General features: G+C 41.6%; 14 protein-coding genes. All 14 read right to left on the bottom strand.

The window, feature by feature from the left end; all coding sequences use genetic code 11:
* Positions 1-367: 367 nt before the first annotated feature.
* The 14 genes from BUB56_RS04240 to BUB56_RS04175 all read right to left on the bottom strand — a co-directional run bounded on the left by BUB56_RS04240 (position 368) and on the right by BUB56_RS04175 (position 17,788).
* On the bottom strand, positions 368-1,819 hold the full coding sequence (locus tag BUB56_RS04240; RefSeq protein ID WP_190014189.1) for a HAMP domain-containing sensor histidine kinase: 1,452 nt from the start codon (positions 1,817-1,819) through the stop codon (positions 368-370).
* Entirely contained in the window at positions 1,800-2,504 is a 705-nt protein-coding gene (locus BUB56_RS04235) for a response regulator transcription factor (protein ID WP_110940126.1), read from the bottom strand. The genes BUB56_RS04240 and BUB56_RS04235 overlap by 20 nt, the downstream gene beginning before the upstream one ends.
* Before the next feature lie 25 nt (positions 2,505-2,529).
* Positions 2,530-3,207: an ABC transporter ATP-binding protein gene (locus BUB56_RS04230; protein ID WP_278319454.1), complete on the bottom strand. Its 678-nt coding sequence runs from the start codon at positions 3,205-3,207 to the stop codon at positions 2,530-2,532.
* 5 nt (positions 3,208-3,212) lie between these two features.
* A complete protein-coding gene (locus BUB56_RS04225; RefSeq protein ID WP_110940125.1) occupies positions 3,213-3,815 on the bottom strand; it encodes a hypothetical protein in 603 nt (200 codons plus the stop codon).
* A gap of 20 nt (positions 3,816-3,835) precedes the next feature.
* Positions 3,836-5,026, bottom strand: coding sequence for an ABC transporter permease (locus BUB56_RS04220; protein WP_110940124.1), 1,191 nt, complete (start codon positions 5,024-5,026; stop codon positions 3,836-3,838).
* A gap of 15 nt (positions 5,027-5,041) precedes the next feature.
* Positions 5,042-6,283, bottom strand: a complete 1,242-nt coding sequence (locus BUB56_RS04215) for an efflux RND transporter periplasmic adaptor subunit (protein WP_110940123.1) — start codon at positions 6,281-6,283, stop codon at positions 5,042-5,044.
* 142 nt (positions 6,284-6,425) lie between these two features.
* Complete coding sequence (locus tag BUB56_RS04210; protein WP_110940122.1) at positions 6,426-7,241, bottom strand: hypothetical protein; 816 nt, start codon at positions 7,239-7,241, stop codon at positions 6,426-6,428.
* 172 nt (positions 7,242-7,413) lie between these two features.
* Positions 7,414-9,570, bottom strand: a complete 2,157-nt coding sequence (locus tag BUB56_RS04205) for a DNA topoisomerase III (protein ID WP_110940121.1) — start codon at positions 9,568-9,570, stop codon at positions 7,414-7,416.
* Between the two features lie 344 nt (positions 9,571-9,914).
* Entirely contained in the window at positions 9,915-11,048 is a 1,134-nt protein-coding gene (locus BUB56_RS04200; RefSeq protein WP_110940120.1) for an ABC transporter permease, read from the bottom strand.
* Positions 11,049-11,062: 14 nt separating this feature from the next.
* Positions 11,063-11,839 (bottom strand): ABC transporter ATP-binding protein, encoded by a 777-nt coding sequence (locus BUB56_RS04195; RefSeq protein WP_110940119.1) that lies wholly within the window; start codon positions 11,837-11,839, stop codon positions 11,063-11,065.
* A gap of 14 nt (positions 11,840-11,853) precedes the next feature.
* On the bottom strand, positions 11,854-12,849 hold the full coding sequence (locus BUB56_RS04190) for an HlyD family secretion protein (protein WP_190014186.1): 996 nt from the start codon (positions 12,847-12,849) through the stop codon (positions 11,854-11,856).
* Between the two features lie 13 nt (positions 12,850-12,862).
* Complete coding sequence (locus tag BUB56_RS04185; protein ID WP_190014184.1) at positions 12,863-13,474, bottom strand: TetR/AcrR family transcriptional regulator; 612 nt, start codon at positions 13,472-13,474, stop codon at positions 12,863-12,865.
* Between the two features lie 363 nt (positions 13,475-13,837).
* Positions 13,838-15,601: a GGDEF domain-containing protein gene (locus BUB56_RS04180; RefSeq protein WP_242946220.1), complete on the bottom strand. Its 1,764-nt coding sequence runs from the start codon at positions 15,599-15,601 to the stop codon at positions 13,838-13,840.
* Positions 15,602-16,078: 477 nt separating this feature from the next.
* Positions 16,079-17,788 carry a glycosyl hydrolase family 18 protein gene (locus BUB56_RS04175; RefSeq protein WP_110940115.1) on the bottom strand — a complete coding sequence of 570 codons (1,710 nt, stop codon included), beginning with the start codon at positions 17,786-17,788 and terminating at the stop codon, positions 16,079-16,081.
* Positions 17,789-18,466: the final 678 nt, after the last annotated feature.

Raw genomic sequence — 18,466 nt, 5'->3', positions numbered from 1 at the left:
TCGGTCTTTTGGCGATTGACTTCTACTGAAACCTCCTTTCTGTAAATATTACAAAAACGTAAAAACTATTATATGTTATTATATTACGAACAAAAAAATGTATCAATTTTCAGATTTTTCTCAATGGTGCCAAAATATAGCTGTTTTTTACTATTTAATTCGTTTATCTTCTGATTTCTTTTATTCACTAGCTATCAATCCACTTTTTTCTATTTTTCATCCCAGTCCCTTAGCTCTATAAAAACACTCCCTAAATTTCAACCTTTTGAATAGTAATTATTTTTTAATATTTCAAAATTTTTAATGCATCAAAAAAATCCCCTGATTTGATCAGGGGCAGCTTTAAAAACCTTTGCTTATCTTCTTTTTATAGGATATATTTCGGAATCTCCATCCAAACCATGGTTCCCTTATTGATTTGGCTTTCAATACCAAATTGATATCTGTGGGCCTTCAGGATATTTTTCACGATGGCCATCCCTAAGCCGGTGCCGCTGCTGTCTCTTTTCCTGGACTTATCTACCTTATAGAACCGATCCCATATATAAGGCAGGTCCTCTTTTGGAATCCCCTTTCCATTGTCAATCACTTCAATCCTTAGGAGTTCATCCTTCTCAGTGATTTTAATCACTATTTTTCCATTCTCATAGGAATGATGGATGGCATTGTTAATAATATTGTAAAATACCTGATAGATTTTGTTCTTGTCCGCAAATATGACAGGATGCTCACTTTCCAATTCCAGAGCAACGCTGATATTATTTTTTGACGCAAAATAAGATAGTTTCTCTATAATGCAGTCCAGGATTTCCTGCAATGAGAATTGCTCATATTCCAGATCAGCGTATCCCGACTCCATTTTGGACAAATAGAGGATATCTTCTACCATGTTGTTTAACCGGTCGGATTCATCAATGACAACCTGCAGATACTGATCTTTATCCTTCACATCAAAGTTATCCATATCCTTTACTACCTCCGCATAAGCTTTGATCAGGCTAATTGGCGTCTTTAGCTCATGGGATACATTGGCAATAAATTCTTTTCTCAGTTTTTCGGTTTTATCCAGCTGCCTGGCTAAATCGTTGATGGTTTCTCCAAGTACGCCGATCTCATCATTAGAGGGTTGAATGATTTCTACGGAATAATCTCCTTTTGCAATACATTTTGAAGCATCGATGATCTTTACAATGGGCTTGGTGAAAAATTTCGCCAGGGATAAGGCCAATAGGGTTCCTATCCCCAAAGAAAGTATTGTAATAATAGAAAGCTGCTTTTTTAGAATGGTTGTGGCTTCTTCAATAGGAGCTAAGGCAGAAGAGATCACAATATTTCCGATCAATTGGCCTTGCCGTGTAACAGGGACCCCTACGATAATAGAGGCTTCCGGACCCCTGGAACGTATTCGCTGCAGAGTAAATGGCTTTCCCTGTGCCATCAAGCCTTCTATCTCTCCATCTCCCATAAGAGGAGATGGAAACCTGCGATCATTTCGATCCTGTTCCCGATTGTTGATGAAAAAACGCCCCGGTGTATTGACAAATATCATATTATTCTTTTTATCTATAATCATGACAATAGCATTGATGGATGCTGTGAAGCGGTGGATCTCCTCCAGCGCCTCCTGTGATAAAATATTAAACTCCTCTGATTGCTCCATAATCGAACTTAGCTTTTTTGCTTCATTCTGCAGAATACTTTTCCTTTCCCGAATATAAAATTCATTTAACAAACCGATCTGAAACAACCAAGTAATGAGTAATATGATCAATACTAAAGCGGTAATACCTAGCCACAGCTTACTCAGTATACTTTTCATTTTCATCTCCCGCCTTAAACTTATATCCCGTTCCCCAAACCGTATGTATATATTTTTTATAATCCCCCAGCTTCTCCCGCAGCTGTTTAATATGGGTGTCCACCGTTCTTGCATCCCCTAAAAAATCATACCCCCATACCTGATTTAGCAGCTGCTCTCTCGAATAAACAATTTGCGGGTTTTTTGCGAGAAAATACAGCAGTTCATATTCTTTTGGCGTGAGCAGAAGTTCCTGACCATCCAGCAGGGCCTGCTTATACATAGCTTTGATTTCTAATGCTCCAGCCCGAATATCCTTTGGCCCCTTTCCGCTGTGCTCCAGGGTCCGCTTTAAGACTGCCCGTACTCTGACGGCCATCTCTTTTAAACTAAAAGGCTTGGTAAGATAGTCGTCTGCCCCCAGATCAAATCCAAAAATCTTTTCATATTCTTCGCTTCTTGCTGTGAGCAGTATAATGGGAATCGATGACTCCTGACGAATTTTTCTGCAAACGGTCCAGCCATCGATTTCCGGCATCATCACATCTAACAGTACCAAATCATAAGGCTTGCCTTCCAGCTTTTCTAAAGCTTCTCTCCCATTCTCTGCAGTATCTACTTTATAACCCTCGTTGGATAGATACACTTTTATAATATGGCGCATTTTTTCTTCATCATCAACCACAAGAATTTTAGCTTCGTCCATTTTTTCTCTCCTCTTTTTCGTAACCCTACTGCTCTAAAACCTTTCCATCCCTTACATGGATAATTCTTTTCGCCTGCTTTGCAACATTTAAATCATGGGTAATCAGTACAATGGTATTACCCTCATGATTCAAGGCTAAAAACATCTCTATAATTTCGCTCCCCGATTTGGAGTCCAAAGAACCGGTGGGCTCATCGGCCAATAGTATGCTGGGCCCTCCCGAAAGGGCTCTGGCTATAGAAACTCTTTGCTGCTCTCCGCCGGATAGCTCAAGGGGCTTATGATTCATTCTATCGCTTAATCCAACTCTTTCCAAGAGTCTTGTTGCTTTTTTATAGGCCTGTTCTTTTCCTAAACCTCTCAAAAGCAGCGGAAATGCTACATTATGGATAGCCTTATATTTAGGGAGAAGATTAAATTTTTGAAAAACAAACCCGATTTCCCGATTTCGGACATGGGCCAGTTCGTCTTCATTTCTGGCTTTAATATTCTCTCCTTTCAGTATATACTCTCCGGAGTCTGCCACGTCAATACAGCCGATAATATTCATCAGCGTTGATTTCCCTGAACCAGAAGGCCCAAGTATAGCAACAAACTCCCCTGCTTTAATCTCCAGGGACACTTCTTTTAATACAGTCAGTTTATTTTTACCTATTTTATAGGATTTGACGATATCCCGCATATAGATCATATTGTTTTCCATAGCTGCTACCTTCCTTGCATCACACGGACTTGCGTAATCATTTCCTTATCATTTGGATCCAGCCATATTTGCATCATCATCCCCTGGTAAATGTCCGCAAGATCCAGTTCCTTCTGGGTGTTTTGTCCAAAGCTGATGATCGGGATCCCTACAGGAATCAAAATGGTTTTCGTTTCTCCTGTTAGATTCAGTGCTCTGGCAGTTCTTTGCTGTCCGCTACCGGAGAGCATCGGCCCGCCTCCACCTCCAGGTATTGCGGGCATGGCACCTCCGGCAGTCATTGCTCCGCCTCCTCCACTTTGCCGGACACCACCCGGAGATGCCCCATCACCCGGAGAAGTCCCACTGCTTCTTTCCGGCATTTCAGCCAACTCCAATAGGACTTCATTGCCAATAATGCTTTTTACTCTACCATACAGATCCGGTCTTTGAAACTGGGGTCTATTGTTCTGATCGTTACTCCCCTGTGGGTTTGCTGCCTGCTGACTTTGTGTCTCAGGATTGGTCTGTGCAGGCTGATCTACCGATGCATCGGTTTTTCCGCATGCAGTGAATAATAAGGAAATACTTAAAAGTCCTAATATGCTCAAGGTAATTGCATTCTTCATAACTTCTACTCCTTTATTGTTTACTCATAGTTGAGGGCATCGATAGGTTTTAGTGCTGCTGCTCTTGAAGCCGGATAATACCCAAAGAAGGTTCCAATACCTACAGAGAATCCAAATGCCAGCAGATAGGCAAAATTTGTAGGGATGGCCCTTACCTGGAAGTAATTCATAATCGGCATCGCCAGCATACTCCCCAGGATACCCAATACGCCACCAACAGCACTAATCATAATGGCTTCCAGCAAAAACATCAATAATATATCTCTTTTTTGCGCCCCTATGGCTTTTAGAATCCCAATTTCTTTGGTCCTTTCTTTTACGGAAACAAATAATACATTCATAATTCCGATGCCGCCTACGATCAATACTACAACTGCCACCGCAAGAAGCATCAGGGTCATGGTCCTGGCTGAGTTTTTTGCAGATTGCAGTCGATTGCCTGCATCGATAATTCTAAACTGGTCACTTTTATTCCGATAGACCTCCTGCAGTACCAGATTGATCTCTTCTATAGCTGACTCCACATGGTCAATATCTTTCGCTAAGGCTATAATCGTTGGTCTGGCCAATCTCCCCACAATGTATTTTTCAGCTACCTTATAGGGTACGAATACTGCACTGTCGGGAGAAATCCCACCCATGGAGGAATCTCCCATCCCTTTTAATATGCCTGTAATTTCATACCTTCTGCCTAATATGGTTACCCTCTCCCCAATAACATCTCCTATCTCATCTCCAAAAAGTTCTTGTGCAATGTCCGATCCGATTACGGCTACCCGTTGTGCATCCTCATTTTGTTCTTCTGTAATAAAGGTCCCATAGGCCATCTCCAGATTATTGATAAACATTAAATCTTCCGTAACTCCCCCTAAAGAGGCTGATGCAGAGGTGTTTGAATAGCTTATATCGGCTCTGGCAGCCAATATCATAGATATATTTTTAATAGAGGGCGCCTCTGCTCTAATTTGGGCTGCTACTTCCGAGGTCAGCCTCTCTGTGGCCCTTCCGCCAAAAGCGGGCATGATTTGCAGCGTACCTACGTTTAAGTTTCTGAACTGTTCTTCAACACTGGCTTGACTGCCGTTTCCAATAGAAATCACCAGCACAATGGTCAAAGCCCCCACGATAATTCCCAGGGTTGTAAGAAAAACCTTCGTTTTGTTTCCTTGGATATTCATAAAAACTGCTCTAAAAATTTCAATCAGATTCATATGTCCCACCTGCGCTTATTTCTTATTCTCTATCAATACAGTTTCACCAGGGTTTAGTCCTTCTGTTACCTCTACGTTTTTTCCGTCGGTTAATCCTGTTTTAATGTTTCTGCTTTCAATTTCTCCATTTTGATGCTTTATTTTTACCACTTGTTTTCCATCTACCATTTTTACTGCTTTATTGGGAATCATAAGTACATCCTTACGCTGTCTGAGTATAAAGGATACGGAGCAGGTCATACCGGATTTGATTTCGTCGAAGCCGCTGTCCAGTTCAATTTTTACATCATATGTAACCAATCCATTTTGATCTACCTTATGGAGCGATGCGATAGATATCACCTTTCCCGTAAAAATTTGTCTTTCCAATGCTTCAAAAGCAACCTCAACCCCTTGACCTACAGCTACATTAGCCAAGTCCAATTCAGAAACAGGTACGATGACCTCGATTTTTTTTGCATCGGATACCACAAGAAAATGATTGGTATCTGCTGTGATTTCTCCAGAACTATTGGGTGTAGACACAGTTTCCCCTGGCTTATAAGCAACGTTTAAAACCTTTGCATTTACATCGGAACGTAAAACCGTGTTGTTAAGCTCATCCTGCGCCGTCTCCAGTGCAATTCTGGCAGTTTCCAGGTTTGTTTCTTCCAAGGCTAAATCAAGATTGGAGTTGGACAAAATGTTGTACCTTTCCTGCTGTATGGTGTAGGCCTTTTTTGCACTTTCGTAGGCCATTTTTTTCAGTTCCAGCTCTTGTCTGGAATAATAATCTGCCATTTCTGTCATGGGCAAGTATTCCATTTCTATCTGATCCAGCTTAGTCTTCAGATCATCCAGCTGCTGTTTCTCGTTCACAAGTGTAAATTTAGTATTTTGTTTCTTCTGTTCGAGATTCAACAGCGCCCGGTCGTAGTTTATTTGCGCCGTTTTTAGTTTTTTTATGTATTCTGTATCATCCAGCTTCGCCAATATTTGTCCTACCTGTATCTCATCATTTTCCTTTACATACAGTTCCTTTAGTTTTCCAGACAGATTAAAATTCAAATTTACTGTTGGAATTCTGGATTTCCCATCACCGGCAAAGGCGATGGTCAGATCCCCTCTTCGAACGCTCTCCTCTGTTACTGTGATCGTCTCCGCTGTGGAAGGAGCTGCTTTATGAAGCGTTTTAAATCCATAGAAACCGCCCCCTGCAAGAATCAACAGCATCACCCCTATTTTAACTCCTTTGCTTTGAAACAACTTTTTCAGCAATCTCTATTACCTCCTTTTATGAATACAGCCTATTATGCTAAATTGTATTATATTTCCTATTTGTGAGGGTTTTGTGATGACATTAAAATGGTTTTATGAATTCTATCAATCAAGCCCTTGCAATATGCAAGGGCTTGATTCATTAGGCGTTATTCTTTTCTTTATAGGATTTCATCTTGATGTTTTTCAAGCTTTCAGCTTCTTCTTCGGTGAGTAATCCATTCTTTACCAGTTCATCCAATATATTGACTCTTTCTTTTTTGTTTTCCTCAAAGTACTTTTGTCTTTCTTCCTTCGTCATATTCTTTAGTTGATCAAACTCAGCCTTACGCGCTTCTGCTTTTTTCTCAAAATATGCCTTTATCCCATCGGCTTTTTCTTTTGTCAGTTTGCCTTCTTCTACAAGCTTGTCCAGCGGAAGCCCCATGCCTCTTTTATGTCCAAGTTTTCCCTGTACTTGAGGCATCATCTCTTTCATTTTTGCTTCAATTTTTTCCTTTTGCTCTGCTGTAATAATACCATCCTGAACTAACTGTTCAGTTAGATGGATTTTTTCTTTAACCAGTGCCTTTTTCTCTTCTAAATACTTTTGTCTGTCCTCCAGCGTCATGGCTTTTATCTTCTCAAGTTCTGCCTTTCTTGCCTCCGCCTTTTCTGTCATATACTTTTTAATTTCCTCTGACTTCGCCTGGGTAAGGGTTCCTTCCTCGACCAATTTGTCTAGAACAGCCTCTAATCCTCTTCCCGGTGCCTTATCCTTTGCAACAAAATCCAGCTGTCCTCCAAATCCCTTTCCCTGCTTAAACTTCTGCATGATCCTTACTGTTTTCCCAGCAGCTGCTTCTGAATTTGCTGCCGCATCCGGTTCCTGTGCCAGCGCAGCACCGCCCAAAGCAAGCACCATGCTGCTCGCCAATACACCTGATAGTATTTTCTTCATAAAAAATCTTTTCTCCATTATCATTCTCCCTTCTTAAAAGTTTTTGTCAGTCCTGCTGACAGTACTATTATGTACAAACTTTGTGAGGGTTTTGTGAGGATAAGGTGGGTAAATTTTAAAATTTTTGTGAGGAAAAAGTAAAAGTTTCTATAAAAGAAAAGGAGATCCCACCATGCAAGACCCCCAAGAACTAATCGGCTTTTTCTTTTTTTTCAAAATCAAAAGTCCATCCCCAATAGCCTGTTTCCAGCTGCTTTAGCTTGATCTTTGCGTCAAACTTTCCTCCCTTTGGAGATACTACGCCTTTGAGCAAAGCCTCACCCTTTTGAATTAACTGCTTAGCAATGGTTTTGCTCATCTTTTTCTTGTATCTGGCCATCAGTTTATCCTGCTTAAACAGGCCAAACTTGCAGCCCTGCTTATAATTGCTGCAATAGTAGTTTTTACTTCCTTCCAGGATTTCCCCAGCTTTGCAGGCGGGACAATTGCCCAGCTTCTCCTGAGTGGCAGCAGTACTTGCTCCTTTGCTTCCTTTCTTGGCTGTCCCTTTTTTCTCTCTTTCAAAGATGACTTTTGGGTTTCTTTCGTAGGCATCCTTAACGAGAAAAGCGGTGAAGCGTTCAATTCCTTCCATGAATTTCTTTTCATCCATTTTTCCCTTTGCAATTCGATTCAAGGCTCTTTCCCATTTCCCTGTCATTTCAGGAGACGACAGTTCTTCCGGTACGATAGCAATCAGATTTTTTCCTTTTTCAGTAGGTATCAGATTTTTTCCTTCTCGTACCACATAACCAACTTCGATTAACCGCTCAATAATTGATGCCCGGGTAGCGGGTGTTCCAATCCCGCTTTCCTTTAGCTGCTCCCGCAATTCTTCATCTTCTACAAGCTTCCCTGCATGCTCCATGGCAGACAGCAGTGCAGCCTCTGTATATCGCTTCGGGGGCTGGGTTTGTTTATCTTCGATATTCGTTTCCTCAACGAAAACCTTTTGTCCCTTTTTCACCTTAGGGATATTGTCCTTATTTTCTTCTTCATCACGGTAGAGGCCCTGCCACCCTATTTGCAGTACCTGCTGTCCTGTAGTCTTAAACCATTCCTCCATGACTTCCGTGATCACCGTTGTACTGTTATAAATGTAGTCGGGGAAAAATACCGCCAGGAAGCGTTGTGCAATCAAATGAAATATGTTCTTCTCTTCTTGAGAAAATTTGCTGATATCCCCTTTTTTATCCGTTGGAATAATCGCATGATGATCGCTCACCTTGCTGTCATCTACTATTCTTTTGCTTATGGGCAGTTTCTCCAGCTTTAGCAGGTATTCACAAAACTCTTTATACTGCCCTTCTCTAAGATTTTCAATCTTCTTTCCCAGACCCTTAACCAAATCCTTCGATAAATATTTGCTGTCGGTTCTCGGATAAGTGATTGCCTTGCGTTTTTCATATAATCCTTGGGCAATGGACAGGGTTCTTTCAGCAGTATATCCGTAGCGCTTATTGGCATCCCGCTGCAGTTCTGTCAGATCATAGAGGAGGGGCGGCTTTTTTACCATTTTCTTTGATTCAATGTCTCTGACGAAGCCTTCCTGTTTAAGCACCTTTTTTTCCAGGCTCTCTGCTTTTTCCCGGGAATCAATTCGGCTTTCCTTTGTCTCCCGGTCAATCCATATTCCCTTATAACTGCCAAAGTCTCCGCTTAATTCCCAATAATTTTGAGGCACAAAGGCCTCGATTTCCGCTTCTCTCTTTACGAGGATGGCCAAAGTCGGTGTCTGCACCCTTCCAATGGTCAACAGGCTTTTATATTTTACAGTATAGGCTCGAGTCCCATTAATTCCAACCAACCAATCACTTTCGCTGCGGCATTTTGCGGAAAGATAAAGAGGATAAAACGCCTGTCCATCCTTTAGGTTTTCGAAGCCCTCCCGGATGGCCTCATCAGTTAATGAGGAAATCCACAACCTCTGTATCGGCTTATTGCACCGGGCCAGATTATAAATATATCGGAAGATCAGCTCTCCCTCTCTTCCCGCGTCAGTTGCACAGATAACTGAGGTTACCGACGGGTCTGCCAACAGGTTTTTGATGATGCGATACTGCTGATAGGTTTTTTTGATGGGCTTTAGCTTCATTTCTTCAGGCAGCAGGGGAAGGGTCCGCATATCCCATCGTTTATATTTGATATCATATTCCTCTGGATCACATAGAGCGACTAAATGCCCGATGGCCCAGGTCACAATATAGCCATTTCCTTCAAGACAGCCTTCGCCCTTTGTCTTTGCCCCTAATATCTTTGCGATGTCCCGGGCAACGCTGGGTTTTTCTGCAATAACAAGTTTTTTCATATGTTTCCCCACTTTGTTTAAGGTTATATAGATAGTTTATCATATCTGCACCTAAACCCAAAGTACCCACCTTGAACTTAACCGGTTAGCTAAAGAAAGAGATTGCCTAAAAATAGAGCCCCCGATTCGCTAATAAATAGAAAATACAAGATACTAGAGAGCGTCTCTTTGATCCTTTTGCCTTCGTTCTTAGGGAATGCAGGCAAAGAATCCTAATGAATATTCGGAACGACGAGGGCGTCAATCCCTACCTTTCTATCGAGCTTTATATAGGGAACGGCCTCTGTGCCGTTCCGCTGAATGTTAAATTTTTAAATCACACATCTATATTATAAAAGGGCTACTTAATCCAGCCGCTTCTTAAAACGCATGACCGCAACAAATATGAGTAGAAATGTAAAAAACAGCAACAGCCCTGTCTGCTGCCGCAACGCATCTACCCCAACCCCCTTCAGGACAATTCCCCGGATAATCTGGAGGTAGTAGGTAAGGGGCATGACAAAGCCCATCAAGTAGATAGGTTTCGGCATTGCTTCCCTGGGAAAAACAAATCCGGAAAGCAAAACGCTGGGCAATAGAAGTAATAGTGCCATTTGCATTGCCTGCAGCTGGGTTTTTGCAATCGTTGAAATGATCATCCCCATAGCCAGTGCGCAGATTACAAAGCAGGCTGAAAAAAGCAGCAGCATCAGCATGCTGCCCCGGACCTCCATACGGAAAACCGTCATGGCTAAAATCATTACCAAAGCAAAATCAAAGAATCCAATGAGAATATAGGGAATCAGCTTCCCCAGAATCAGTTCTATAGGACGTATCGGTGTAATAATCAACTGTTCCAGTGTTCCCCTCTCTCTTTCGCGGACTAATGAAAAGGCCGTTAATATAATCGTGATATTTTGAATAACCAACCCAATCAATCCAGGTATAGTAAATTTGATGCTTTCCATGGCAGGGTTATAGAGCACCCTGGGCAATGCCCGAATTCCCCCAGCGCCGATTCCTAAAGGGCCGGCTTTTTTCAGCATCTCCTCTCTGATGTCCCTTCCGAAATCAGAGGATAAAAGCATCGTACTGGAAAGGGCAGTCCTTGCAGTGGTGGCATCGCTGCCGTCTATCAGAAATTGTACTTGGGCTTCCTTCCCCCCCTTGATCAGCCTTTCAAAATCAGGGGGAATGATCAGTCCAACCTTTACAATGCCTTTATCTACCATTTCTATGACTTCCCGATCACTGCCGGCATAATAACGGTCTATAAAATAGTCCGTATGCTTCAGCTTTTGAACCAAGGCTCTGCTCTGGGCGCTGTGATCCTGGTCAAAGACTGCCATATCCACCCGCTCAACCTCTAGCTTTACCGCATAACCAAATAAAAACAACATGAGGAGAGGTGCAGCTAAAGCGATCATCATACTGGCTTTGTCCCGGCGTATATGGATAAATTCTTTCCTAACAATTGCCATAAACCGATGCAGATTCATATCCATCCTCCTCACTAATCCAAATGATTCCGGATTTCCATAAAGGAACCGGTTACTTTGATGTCACTCACACGCTCAACATAGGAGATAAATATATCTTCTATACTATGCATCCCTTCCCGTTGACGTATTTCCTCTACCGTACCCAGCTGCATCAGCTGTCCTCTATATATAAATCCCAGCAAATCACAGCTCTCTGCCTCGTCCATGTAATGGGTCGTTACCAGAATGGTAATACCAGATCGAGCTAACCGATGGATAACTCCCCAGAAAACCCTTCGGGATACGGGATCTACTCCGGCTGTAGGCTCATCTAATATCAAAAGCCTCGGCTGGTGCAATAGGGAGCAGGCCAGGGCCAGCCGCTGCTTCCAGCCCCCGGAGAGAATCCCTGCTGCCGCGTGCTGTTTTTCTCCCAGGCCACAGAGCTCCATGATCTCCTGAATCCTCTCCTTCTTCATGATTCCTGAAATTCCATAAATAGAAGCAAAGAAATTCAGATTCTCTTTAATGGTTAAATCTTCGTAAAGGCCAAATTTCTGCGACATATATCCAATGCTCTGTTTAATTTTTTCTGCATCTTTCACGATATCCAGACCCAATACTGTACCGGAACCGGAAGTAGGTGTCAGCACGCCGCAAAGCATTCGAATTGTAGTGGATTTACCGGAACCATTGGGGCCCAGAAAACCGAAAATTTTACCCTTTGGGATAGAAAAACTGATATGATCAACAGCTGTAAAATCTCCAAAGACTTTGGTAATATTATGAATTTCTATTGCATATTCCATCTTTCCACCCTCTTCTACTCACTTAATTCTGCATCCAAAATCATTCCCGGTCTCAAATAGGTTTGACCCTGTATGATCTTAATCTTTACTTCGTGGACCCTGTTGTGACGATCTTCTTTAGTGATTACATTGGAAGGGGTAAACTCGCTTCTTGGAGAAATAAATATCACTTCTCCCAGAAATTCATTCTTTTTGAGGATATCAGAGATAAGCTTTATCTTCTGTCCCAGCTGCACTCTGTACAATTCTTTTTCTGGTATATAAACGTTCATCCAAAGGTCCTCCAGGTCTATCAAGGTTACTAGAGGTGCACCCATGGGTAAAAACTCCCCTAATTGAAAATTCTTATATAATACGACTCCCTTAGCGGGAGCATTGATATTTGTTTTATCCTGCTGCAGCTTCGTTTGTTCATAGGCTCTTTTAGATTGCTCGGCTAGATGCTCCTGTGCTTTGATTTGGTCCTCACGAACCCCTCTTTCCAAGAGCTCCATTTTTACAACTGCTGTATCGAATGCCTTCCGGGCATTTTCCATACTATGCTCCGCCTGATCCATTAAATATCTGGCATCCTTCATTTGCTGTTCCGGTACGGCTCCCTGTTCAAACATCTCCCTTGTCGTTTCATAAAGATCTTTTCGATAAGCAAAGGTATCTTCTGCTGCCCTTAGCAGTTGTTCGGCTCCTTGAATCTGTTGATAGGCTATATTCAGTTCCTCCTGACGGGTACCCTTCTTTAGATCTGCTAATTGTGCGGTTTGTGCCTGATAAGCAGCTTCCCGCTGCAGGGTAGATAAACCCAATGCAGTGTCCTCCAGCTTTCCAAGCAGCTGCCCTGCCTCCACCTGCTCCCCTTCGGAAACCATTATTTCTTTAATCATTCCGCTCAGCTCTGCTGAAACATCTATCTGTGTTGCTTCTACGGTTCCGGTATACCTGGTGTTTTCCACTTTGCCACACCCCACAGTAAATATCAAAATACTAACCAGTAAAAGGATTGCCTTTTTCACGGATGCTTCCCCCTTAATTCTTTGAGATTCCTGTCAATAATACATCGGCCATCTGTTCCATAATTTCTTCCTTAGATAATCCTTCAACAAAATGTCGGTTGTGCTGCAGCAGTACACTCATACCTACTGTTCCCACCATCATCGCCGTAAGGATAGAGGGATGATACTGCCTAAATCTTCCTTTTTTAATACCTTCCATAAAGAAGTGATCGATAATTCCCTTAATAGGCGGAAGCACTTTTTGAAAAAACAACTCCTGAATATCCGGATGATATTGGGCTTCATTAAGAACTACCTTAATCAGGGTAAAGTTTTGCTGGACAATCTCCAATCTGTTTTTCATAAAAGCAATCAGGATTTCCCGGTCACTTTTATCACTGTTATCATCAAAGATTTCTGCTACACCCTTGCCAATAATCTTTGGCGCCATGATCTCAATCGCTTTTACCAGAATGCCATGGAGCAAGTCCTGTTTCTTAGGAAAATATCTAAAAATCGTACCCTCTGCAATTTTGGCCTTCACAGCAATTTCCTTCGTTGTGGTGCCATTGTATCCTTTTTGAGAAAATATCTCGATAGCAGCCCGTATAATCTTATCTTCTGTGCTTTCAATTTTTTTATCCATAACAACACCTCCTATCATGAGTGATTACTCACTCATGATCAGTGTATCTCTTTCTGCTACTTTTTTCAATCCATTTTTTTGTCATTTTCCCGGGAAATATTGCAGGTAATGTCAAAGCCCTCTAAGAATAAAAGGATATTCTTAGAGGGCTAGTACTACATCTAATATGGGATTTGAAGCCGTACTTATAGAGATGTGTGATTAAGAAATTTAACATTCATCGGAACGGCACAGGGGCCGTTCCCTGCATAAACCCTGATAGAAGTGTAGGGATCGACGCCCTCGTCGTTCCGAATATTCATTAGGATTCTCCGTCGCATATCTATATAATAAAGGCACTGCTTCGCTAGTTTTGACTTTCGATCATTCAACAATATAATTACTGGTCCAACAGCTTTTACACTTTTTCTTCACTTTACTGGCATGCTCTGCAATTTGGCTTACGCTTTCATACTTTTGTTTGCGATTATTCACTACTGCAATAGACAGGCTCATCAAAGGGAATTTTTCCATCATCCCATGGCGGTTTTGTGCCATTATATATCCATGATCCCGATCCAGCTCCGTATAGAATTCAGAAATTCGTTTATCAAATTTTTCAATGATGGCTTCGCAAAGCTTGTTCACGCTATAAGAAGGTAAAATCGCTACAAAATCATCGCCGCCTACATGACCAAAAAAACTATCCTCGAATTCCAAAGCCTTCATCCTCTGTTCAATGACTTCTGCTGTCATTTCTATAACCCGGTCTCCATTCTCAAATCCATAAACGTCATTATAGGCCTTAAAGTTATCCAAATCAAAATAGAGTACAGAGTAGGGCCTGTCCCCAGCAATGACATCCTTTAGTTTTTGTTCGATTAAAATATTGCCAGGAAGTCCTGTTAATGGGTTAGCATACTTTGCCCGGTTCAGTTCAATTTCCGTTGTTTTTTGAAGCAAATCCTTTACGGTTACGATTCCAAAATACTTGCCCTCCCGCAGGACAATAATATAATCGTAGAGAGACTCTTCCTCCCGCATCATAGCCATTTCCGAAACCCGGTCCAATGGTGTATCATAGTCTACCGTTAAGGGATTTTTTTCCATAATTCTATCGATGGAACGTTTCATAAAGATTACATAACCGTACTGTTTGCCTAAGTTTCTATAAAATTTATGCTTCATGATCAATCCTACGGGCTTCCCCCCATCCACCACGGGGATTCCTTGCAGTTCTATTCCGGATTCAAAAATTTCATTTACCTCTTTCCCAAGGGTTTTGGAATCAATAGCAAGGTACCCTTTACTGATTTCTCCTACCTTAGTGTTTGTAATATCGCCAAGCTTAATCTTGTTTTTGGACTGATACTTTTCATAAATTTTTCTTTGCGTCAAAGGATGAATATCTAAAAAACCTGGAGCAGGTCTCTGGATATAATAGCCTTGTCCATAATGAACACCCAGCTGAACCAATTGTTCCAGCTCTTCCTCCTGCTCAATGCCCTCGGCAATGAGATAAAAATTGAGTGAATTGGCTATATCTACCTGGGTCTTTATTAGTATTTGCTTTACTTGATCCTTATGAATATCCCGTATGAAGGACATATCCAACTTGATAAATATGGGACAGGATACATTTGAAATAAAGCTCAAATCCTGACTGTTATTCACCATATGGTCCAGTGCAGCCCCGCAGTTTTTTATCTTATATTTCATAAGCACTTCTAAAAATTCCCTAAAATGATTTATGCTGCTATCTCTTGTCATCTCAAATATAATATATCGTGTATCCATTTTATCATCACGGAAAAAGTTCTGCATCCACTGCTCTACCTTATGGCTGTCATCAAAAAAAGAGGGATCAATATTGACAAAAAGCTTAACGGGCTCATTGCTTTTATCAAATTTTTCTACTGCTTTTGCTTTCGAGAGCCACTCCAATTCCACAATTTTGCCGGTTTGCCTGGCAGCTTCAAATAAGACACTTGGTTTTTCATAAGGCGTTCCTACCGGTCCACGGCATAAGGCTTCATAACCCAATATTTTTCCGTCCTTTAGAGAAACAATTGCCTGAAATACATTTGTGATGCTTTCTTTGTCCAAAATCTCCAGAAACTGCCTTTGGAACAATTCATTTTTTCCCATTTGTCCCAATTCACCCACTCCAAATCTATGTATATTTAGATGGCAACAAACACCCAGCATTTACCTTCATTATATAATTCTAAAGTGTCTTATTTGTTATGGATGTGTAAATTGTCTTTTAATTTATAGTATAAAAGTCCTGTATTTTACATTATGGGAAAATGGGTAATTTTTTTTTTGATGAATTTAGGAAGGATGTGTCGTTAGACGGACCCACGGGACGTGGTTTCCTACATTGTATGCCCCAAATCATGCTTTCTTGCAGGGAAGAACATCGTTCTCCCAATGCGTATCATCAGCGGGCACACACTGTGTGCCCCTACATCTGTCACTGTCATAGAGATGTCATCCTGAACGAAGTGACGGATCTTTGGTTTCTGTCTTAAAGATCCTTCGTTTTACTCAGGATGACAACCATATAGAACCGTACTATGACACATCATTTTACGATTACTGCATATCCCCCAACAACATTTTTTAAAACGGATTATGAAATACCAATTCTTTGTGATCCCTGCCTTGCTTAATCATATCCTGCAATACGGGCCACACAGCCTCATCCTCAAAACCCCTTCTCCAAGCAGCAGTACCCGCTAACCGGTATTTGCCTACCAGGCTGGCCTTTAAAGCAATTGATCTTGGGTCCTCCAGCCATATTTTATACTGGTCTCCATTCTCCTCATATTGGGCAAAGTATTGTCCTGCTTTTTCATCCCATCGGACATCTGCCTTTTTCTCCAGAATGATCTCTCTTGCACGAACCATTGAAATAGCCTTAGACTCTACCCTGTTCTTCCCGTTTTCATCCTTGAACTCACGCCATACTCTTGTATAAAAAGGGAGACCCATTAGGACCTTCTCCTCAGGGATTAATTCCAAGCTTCTTTGAATTCCCCGCTCCACCCATCCAATAGAGGCTACGGATCCGCTTACGGGGCTAGATCCCCAATGTTCGTCATAGGTCATTATCGCCACATAATCCACAATATCCGCCAAAGCCTTTCGATCATAGACCTTGGACCATCGTTCGCTGGAGGAAGGCACCGTAACATCTACAGAAAGTACTAGATTCTGAAGCTTGATCTGGTCTTTTAATTCTTCCATAAAAGCTACGAAAGCAGCTTGATCTCCATAATACATATTTTCAAAATCCACATTAATCCCATCCAGATTGTAAAGGCTGGCGTAAAACACCAGCTGTCCGATAACTTTACTTCTTAAGGCCTTGTTATTAAGAATTTTAGTGGTTAGATCAGGATTAAAGCTGTTCTCCACCAAGGCCCATACCTGGTATCCCTTTTTATGAGCCTCCTCTACATAACGCCTATCGGCTTTATTCAATACGGTACCTTCCTCATCGGCTACACTAAACCATGTAGGTGCAATCACATCCAGAGCTTCAATCCGCTCTTCCCCTGTAAGCTTCGGAGATTTCTCGTGGACATATTCCCAAGCCAAATTTATTTTTTTACCCTCAGGCCTGAAGTCTTCCCGTCTTTGGTTCAGCTGAAAATCCACGATTTGCACTTCATCCTTCGCCAATACCTGTTGTTTGTTTAGATAGCCAATATTTCCAGCCTCGCTGCGCACCCTTACCCATCCTTCTCCTTCTGCAAGGATACGTACCTGGCTGTCCTTATGCAGCCTCTCCAATGCCAGACTATAGGGTGTAGGCTTTGGTGTAAGTCTTGCCTGATCTGCAACGACAACGCCCCACAACTGCTTTTCCGTGAAAGCATCAACAAATACGGCCTTTCCATTTCCGGAGATACTTACCTGAAATCCATAAATCTTTTGCAGCAGTTCTATAGGAATGTAGATTTCTCCCTCTAAATTCTTCACGGGAATATTAATAATAATTCCGTTGTCCTGGATCATTTCCGTCAGTCTTGCATCCTCTAGTTGAGTTTCCTTGCCCATAAGGGGAATAAATACTCTTTTTCGGTCCTCTGATAAAAATATATCCTCTCCCATATGCTTCTGTACCAACCCATAGGGCAGATAAATCCCCGTATCATCCACAAAGGGCTCCCCTTCGTCTCCTATCTCAGCATCACCAAGGATCAACCTTGCATGACTATTTAAAAATGCAGCATGGGTTTTCTTCCATTCCATCACGCCTAAAGTGGCTCCTATCCCCATGAACAGGAGCAAAATCATAGCGATCATCCATCCCTTGCTTCTCATGGTCTTCCCCCCTTGTCCTTTTTCCTAACTCTATTGTATCATATTGACACAGTGCCTTTCGTGGTAATATCAGTAAGTATGTCTGGACATTCAACACGAAGCTTCGTGTGTGCTTAGTCTTGACTCAAATTCGTAGGATAATCGCTATTATTCGTTACACGTTGCATGTTACACAGAGTTATAAGATCTTTTTATTTTTTAAAAATTTATAAATTATTTATTAGCGAGCATATCGTTAATAAATAAAGCTCTGTTAAACTATAATGTTGATTTTGTAGGGTGCGAACCCCCGTGTCCGCCCGCTTATTTTAATAAGGCATCTGCGGGTGGACAGAGTCGTCCACCCCTCCCCGCGTCACAACCTATATCTAAAATATATAATATCCACACTAAACTTTAACAAAGCTAAAAACAAAGTCATACTTCTTTGGAAGTATGACTTTGTTTACTGCATGACCTTATAATTAGGAACTTAATATCTTATAGCGTGCATCGTGGAACGCGTAACGTGCATCGAAAAATGGAACAATAACGTTCCTAAGTTAAATAGCGGAAATAAGAAAATTAAATTTTATAATCTCACATTTAATTCATAGGCGTCAACTTAACCCATCATTTGTCATCCTGAGCGGAGTAAAACGGAGTCGAAGGATCTTTAAGCTAGATGATATATTCTGA

The sequence above is a fragment of the Geosporobacter subterraneus DSM 17957 genome (assembly GCF_900142145.1).
GTDB lineage: Bacteria > Bacillota > Clostridia > Peptostreptococcales > Thermotaleaceae > Geosporobacter > Geosporobacter subterraneus.
This window is presented reverse-complemented; position numbering and strand designations above follow the sequence as displayed.

What these genes read in the sequence shown, in the direction of transcription:
- BUB56_RS04230 (WP_278319454.1), bottom strand. Translation starts at nt 3,207, where the DNA reads ATGGAAAACAATATGATCTATATGCGGGATATCGTCAAATCCTATAAA.
- BUB56_RS04180 (WP_242946220.1), bottom strand. Translation starts at nt 15,601, where the DNA reads ATGGGAAAAAATGAATTGTTCCAAAGGCAGTTTCTGGAGATTTTGGAC.
- BUB56_RS04240 (WP_190014189.1), bottom strand. Translation starts at nt 1,819, where the DNA reads ATGAAAAGTATACTGAGTAAGCTGTGGCTAGGTATTACCGCTTTAGTA.
- BUB56_RS04205 (WP_110940121.1), bottom strand. Translation starts at nt 9,570, where the DNA reads ATGAAAAAACTTGTTATTGCAGAAAAACCCAGCGTTGCCCGGGACATC.
- BUB56_RS04175 (WP_110940115.1), bottom strand. Translation starts at nt 17,788, where the DNA reads ATGAGAAGCAAGGGATGGATGATCGCTATGATTTTGCTCCTGTTCATG.
- BUB56_RS04235 (WP_110940126.1), bottom strand. Translation starts at nt 2,504, where the DNA reads ATGGACGAAGCTAAAATTCTTGTGGTTGATGATGAAGAAAAAATGCGC.
- BUB56_RS04225 (WP_110940125.1), bottom strand. Translation starts at nt 3,815, where the DNA reads ATGAAGAATGCAATTACCTTGAGCATATTAGGACTTTTAAGTATTTCC.
- BUB56_RS04195 (WP_110940119.1), bottom strand. Translation starts at nt 11,839, where the DNA reads ATGGAATATGCAATAGAAATTCATAATATTACCAAAGTCTTTGGAGAT.
- BUB56_RS04220 (WP_110940124.1), bottom strand. Translation starts at nt 5,026, where the DNA reads ATGAATCTGATTGAAATTTTTAGAGCAGTTTTTATGAATATCCAAGGA.
- BUB56_RS04210 (WP_110940122.1), bottom strand. Translation starts at nt 7,241, where the DNA reads ATGGAGAAAAGATTTTTTATGAAGAAAATACTATCAGGTGTATTGGCG.
- BUB56_RS04200 (WP_110940120.1), bottom strand. Translation starts at nt 11,048, where the DNA reads ATGAATCTGCATCGGTTTATGGCAATTGTTAGGAAAGAATTTATCCAT.
- BUB56_RS04185 (WP_190014184.1), bottom strand. Translation starts at nt 13,474, where the DNA reads ATGGATAAAAAAATTGAAAGCACAGAAGATAAGATTATACGGGCTGCT.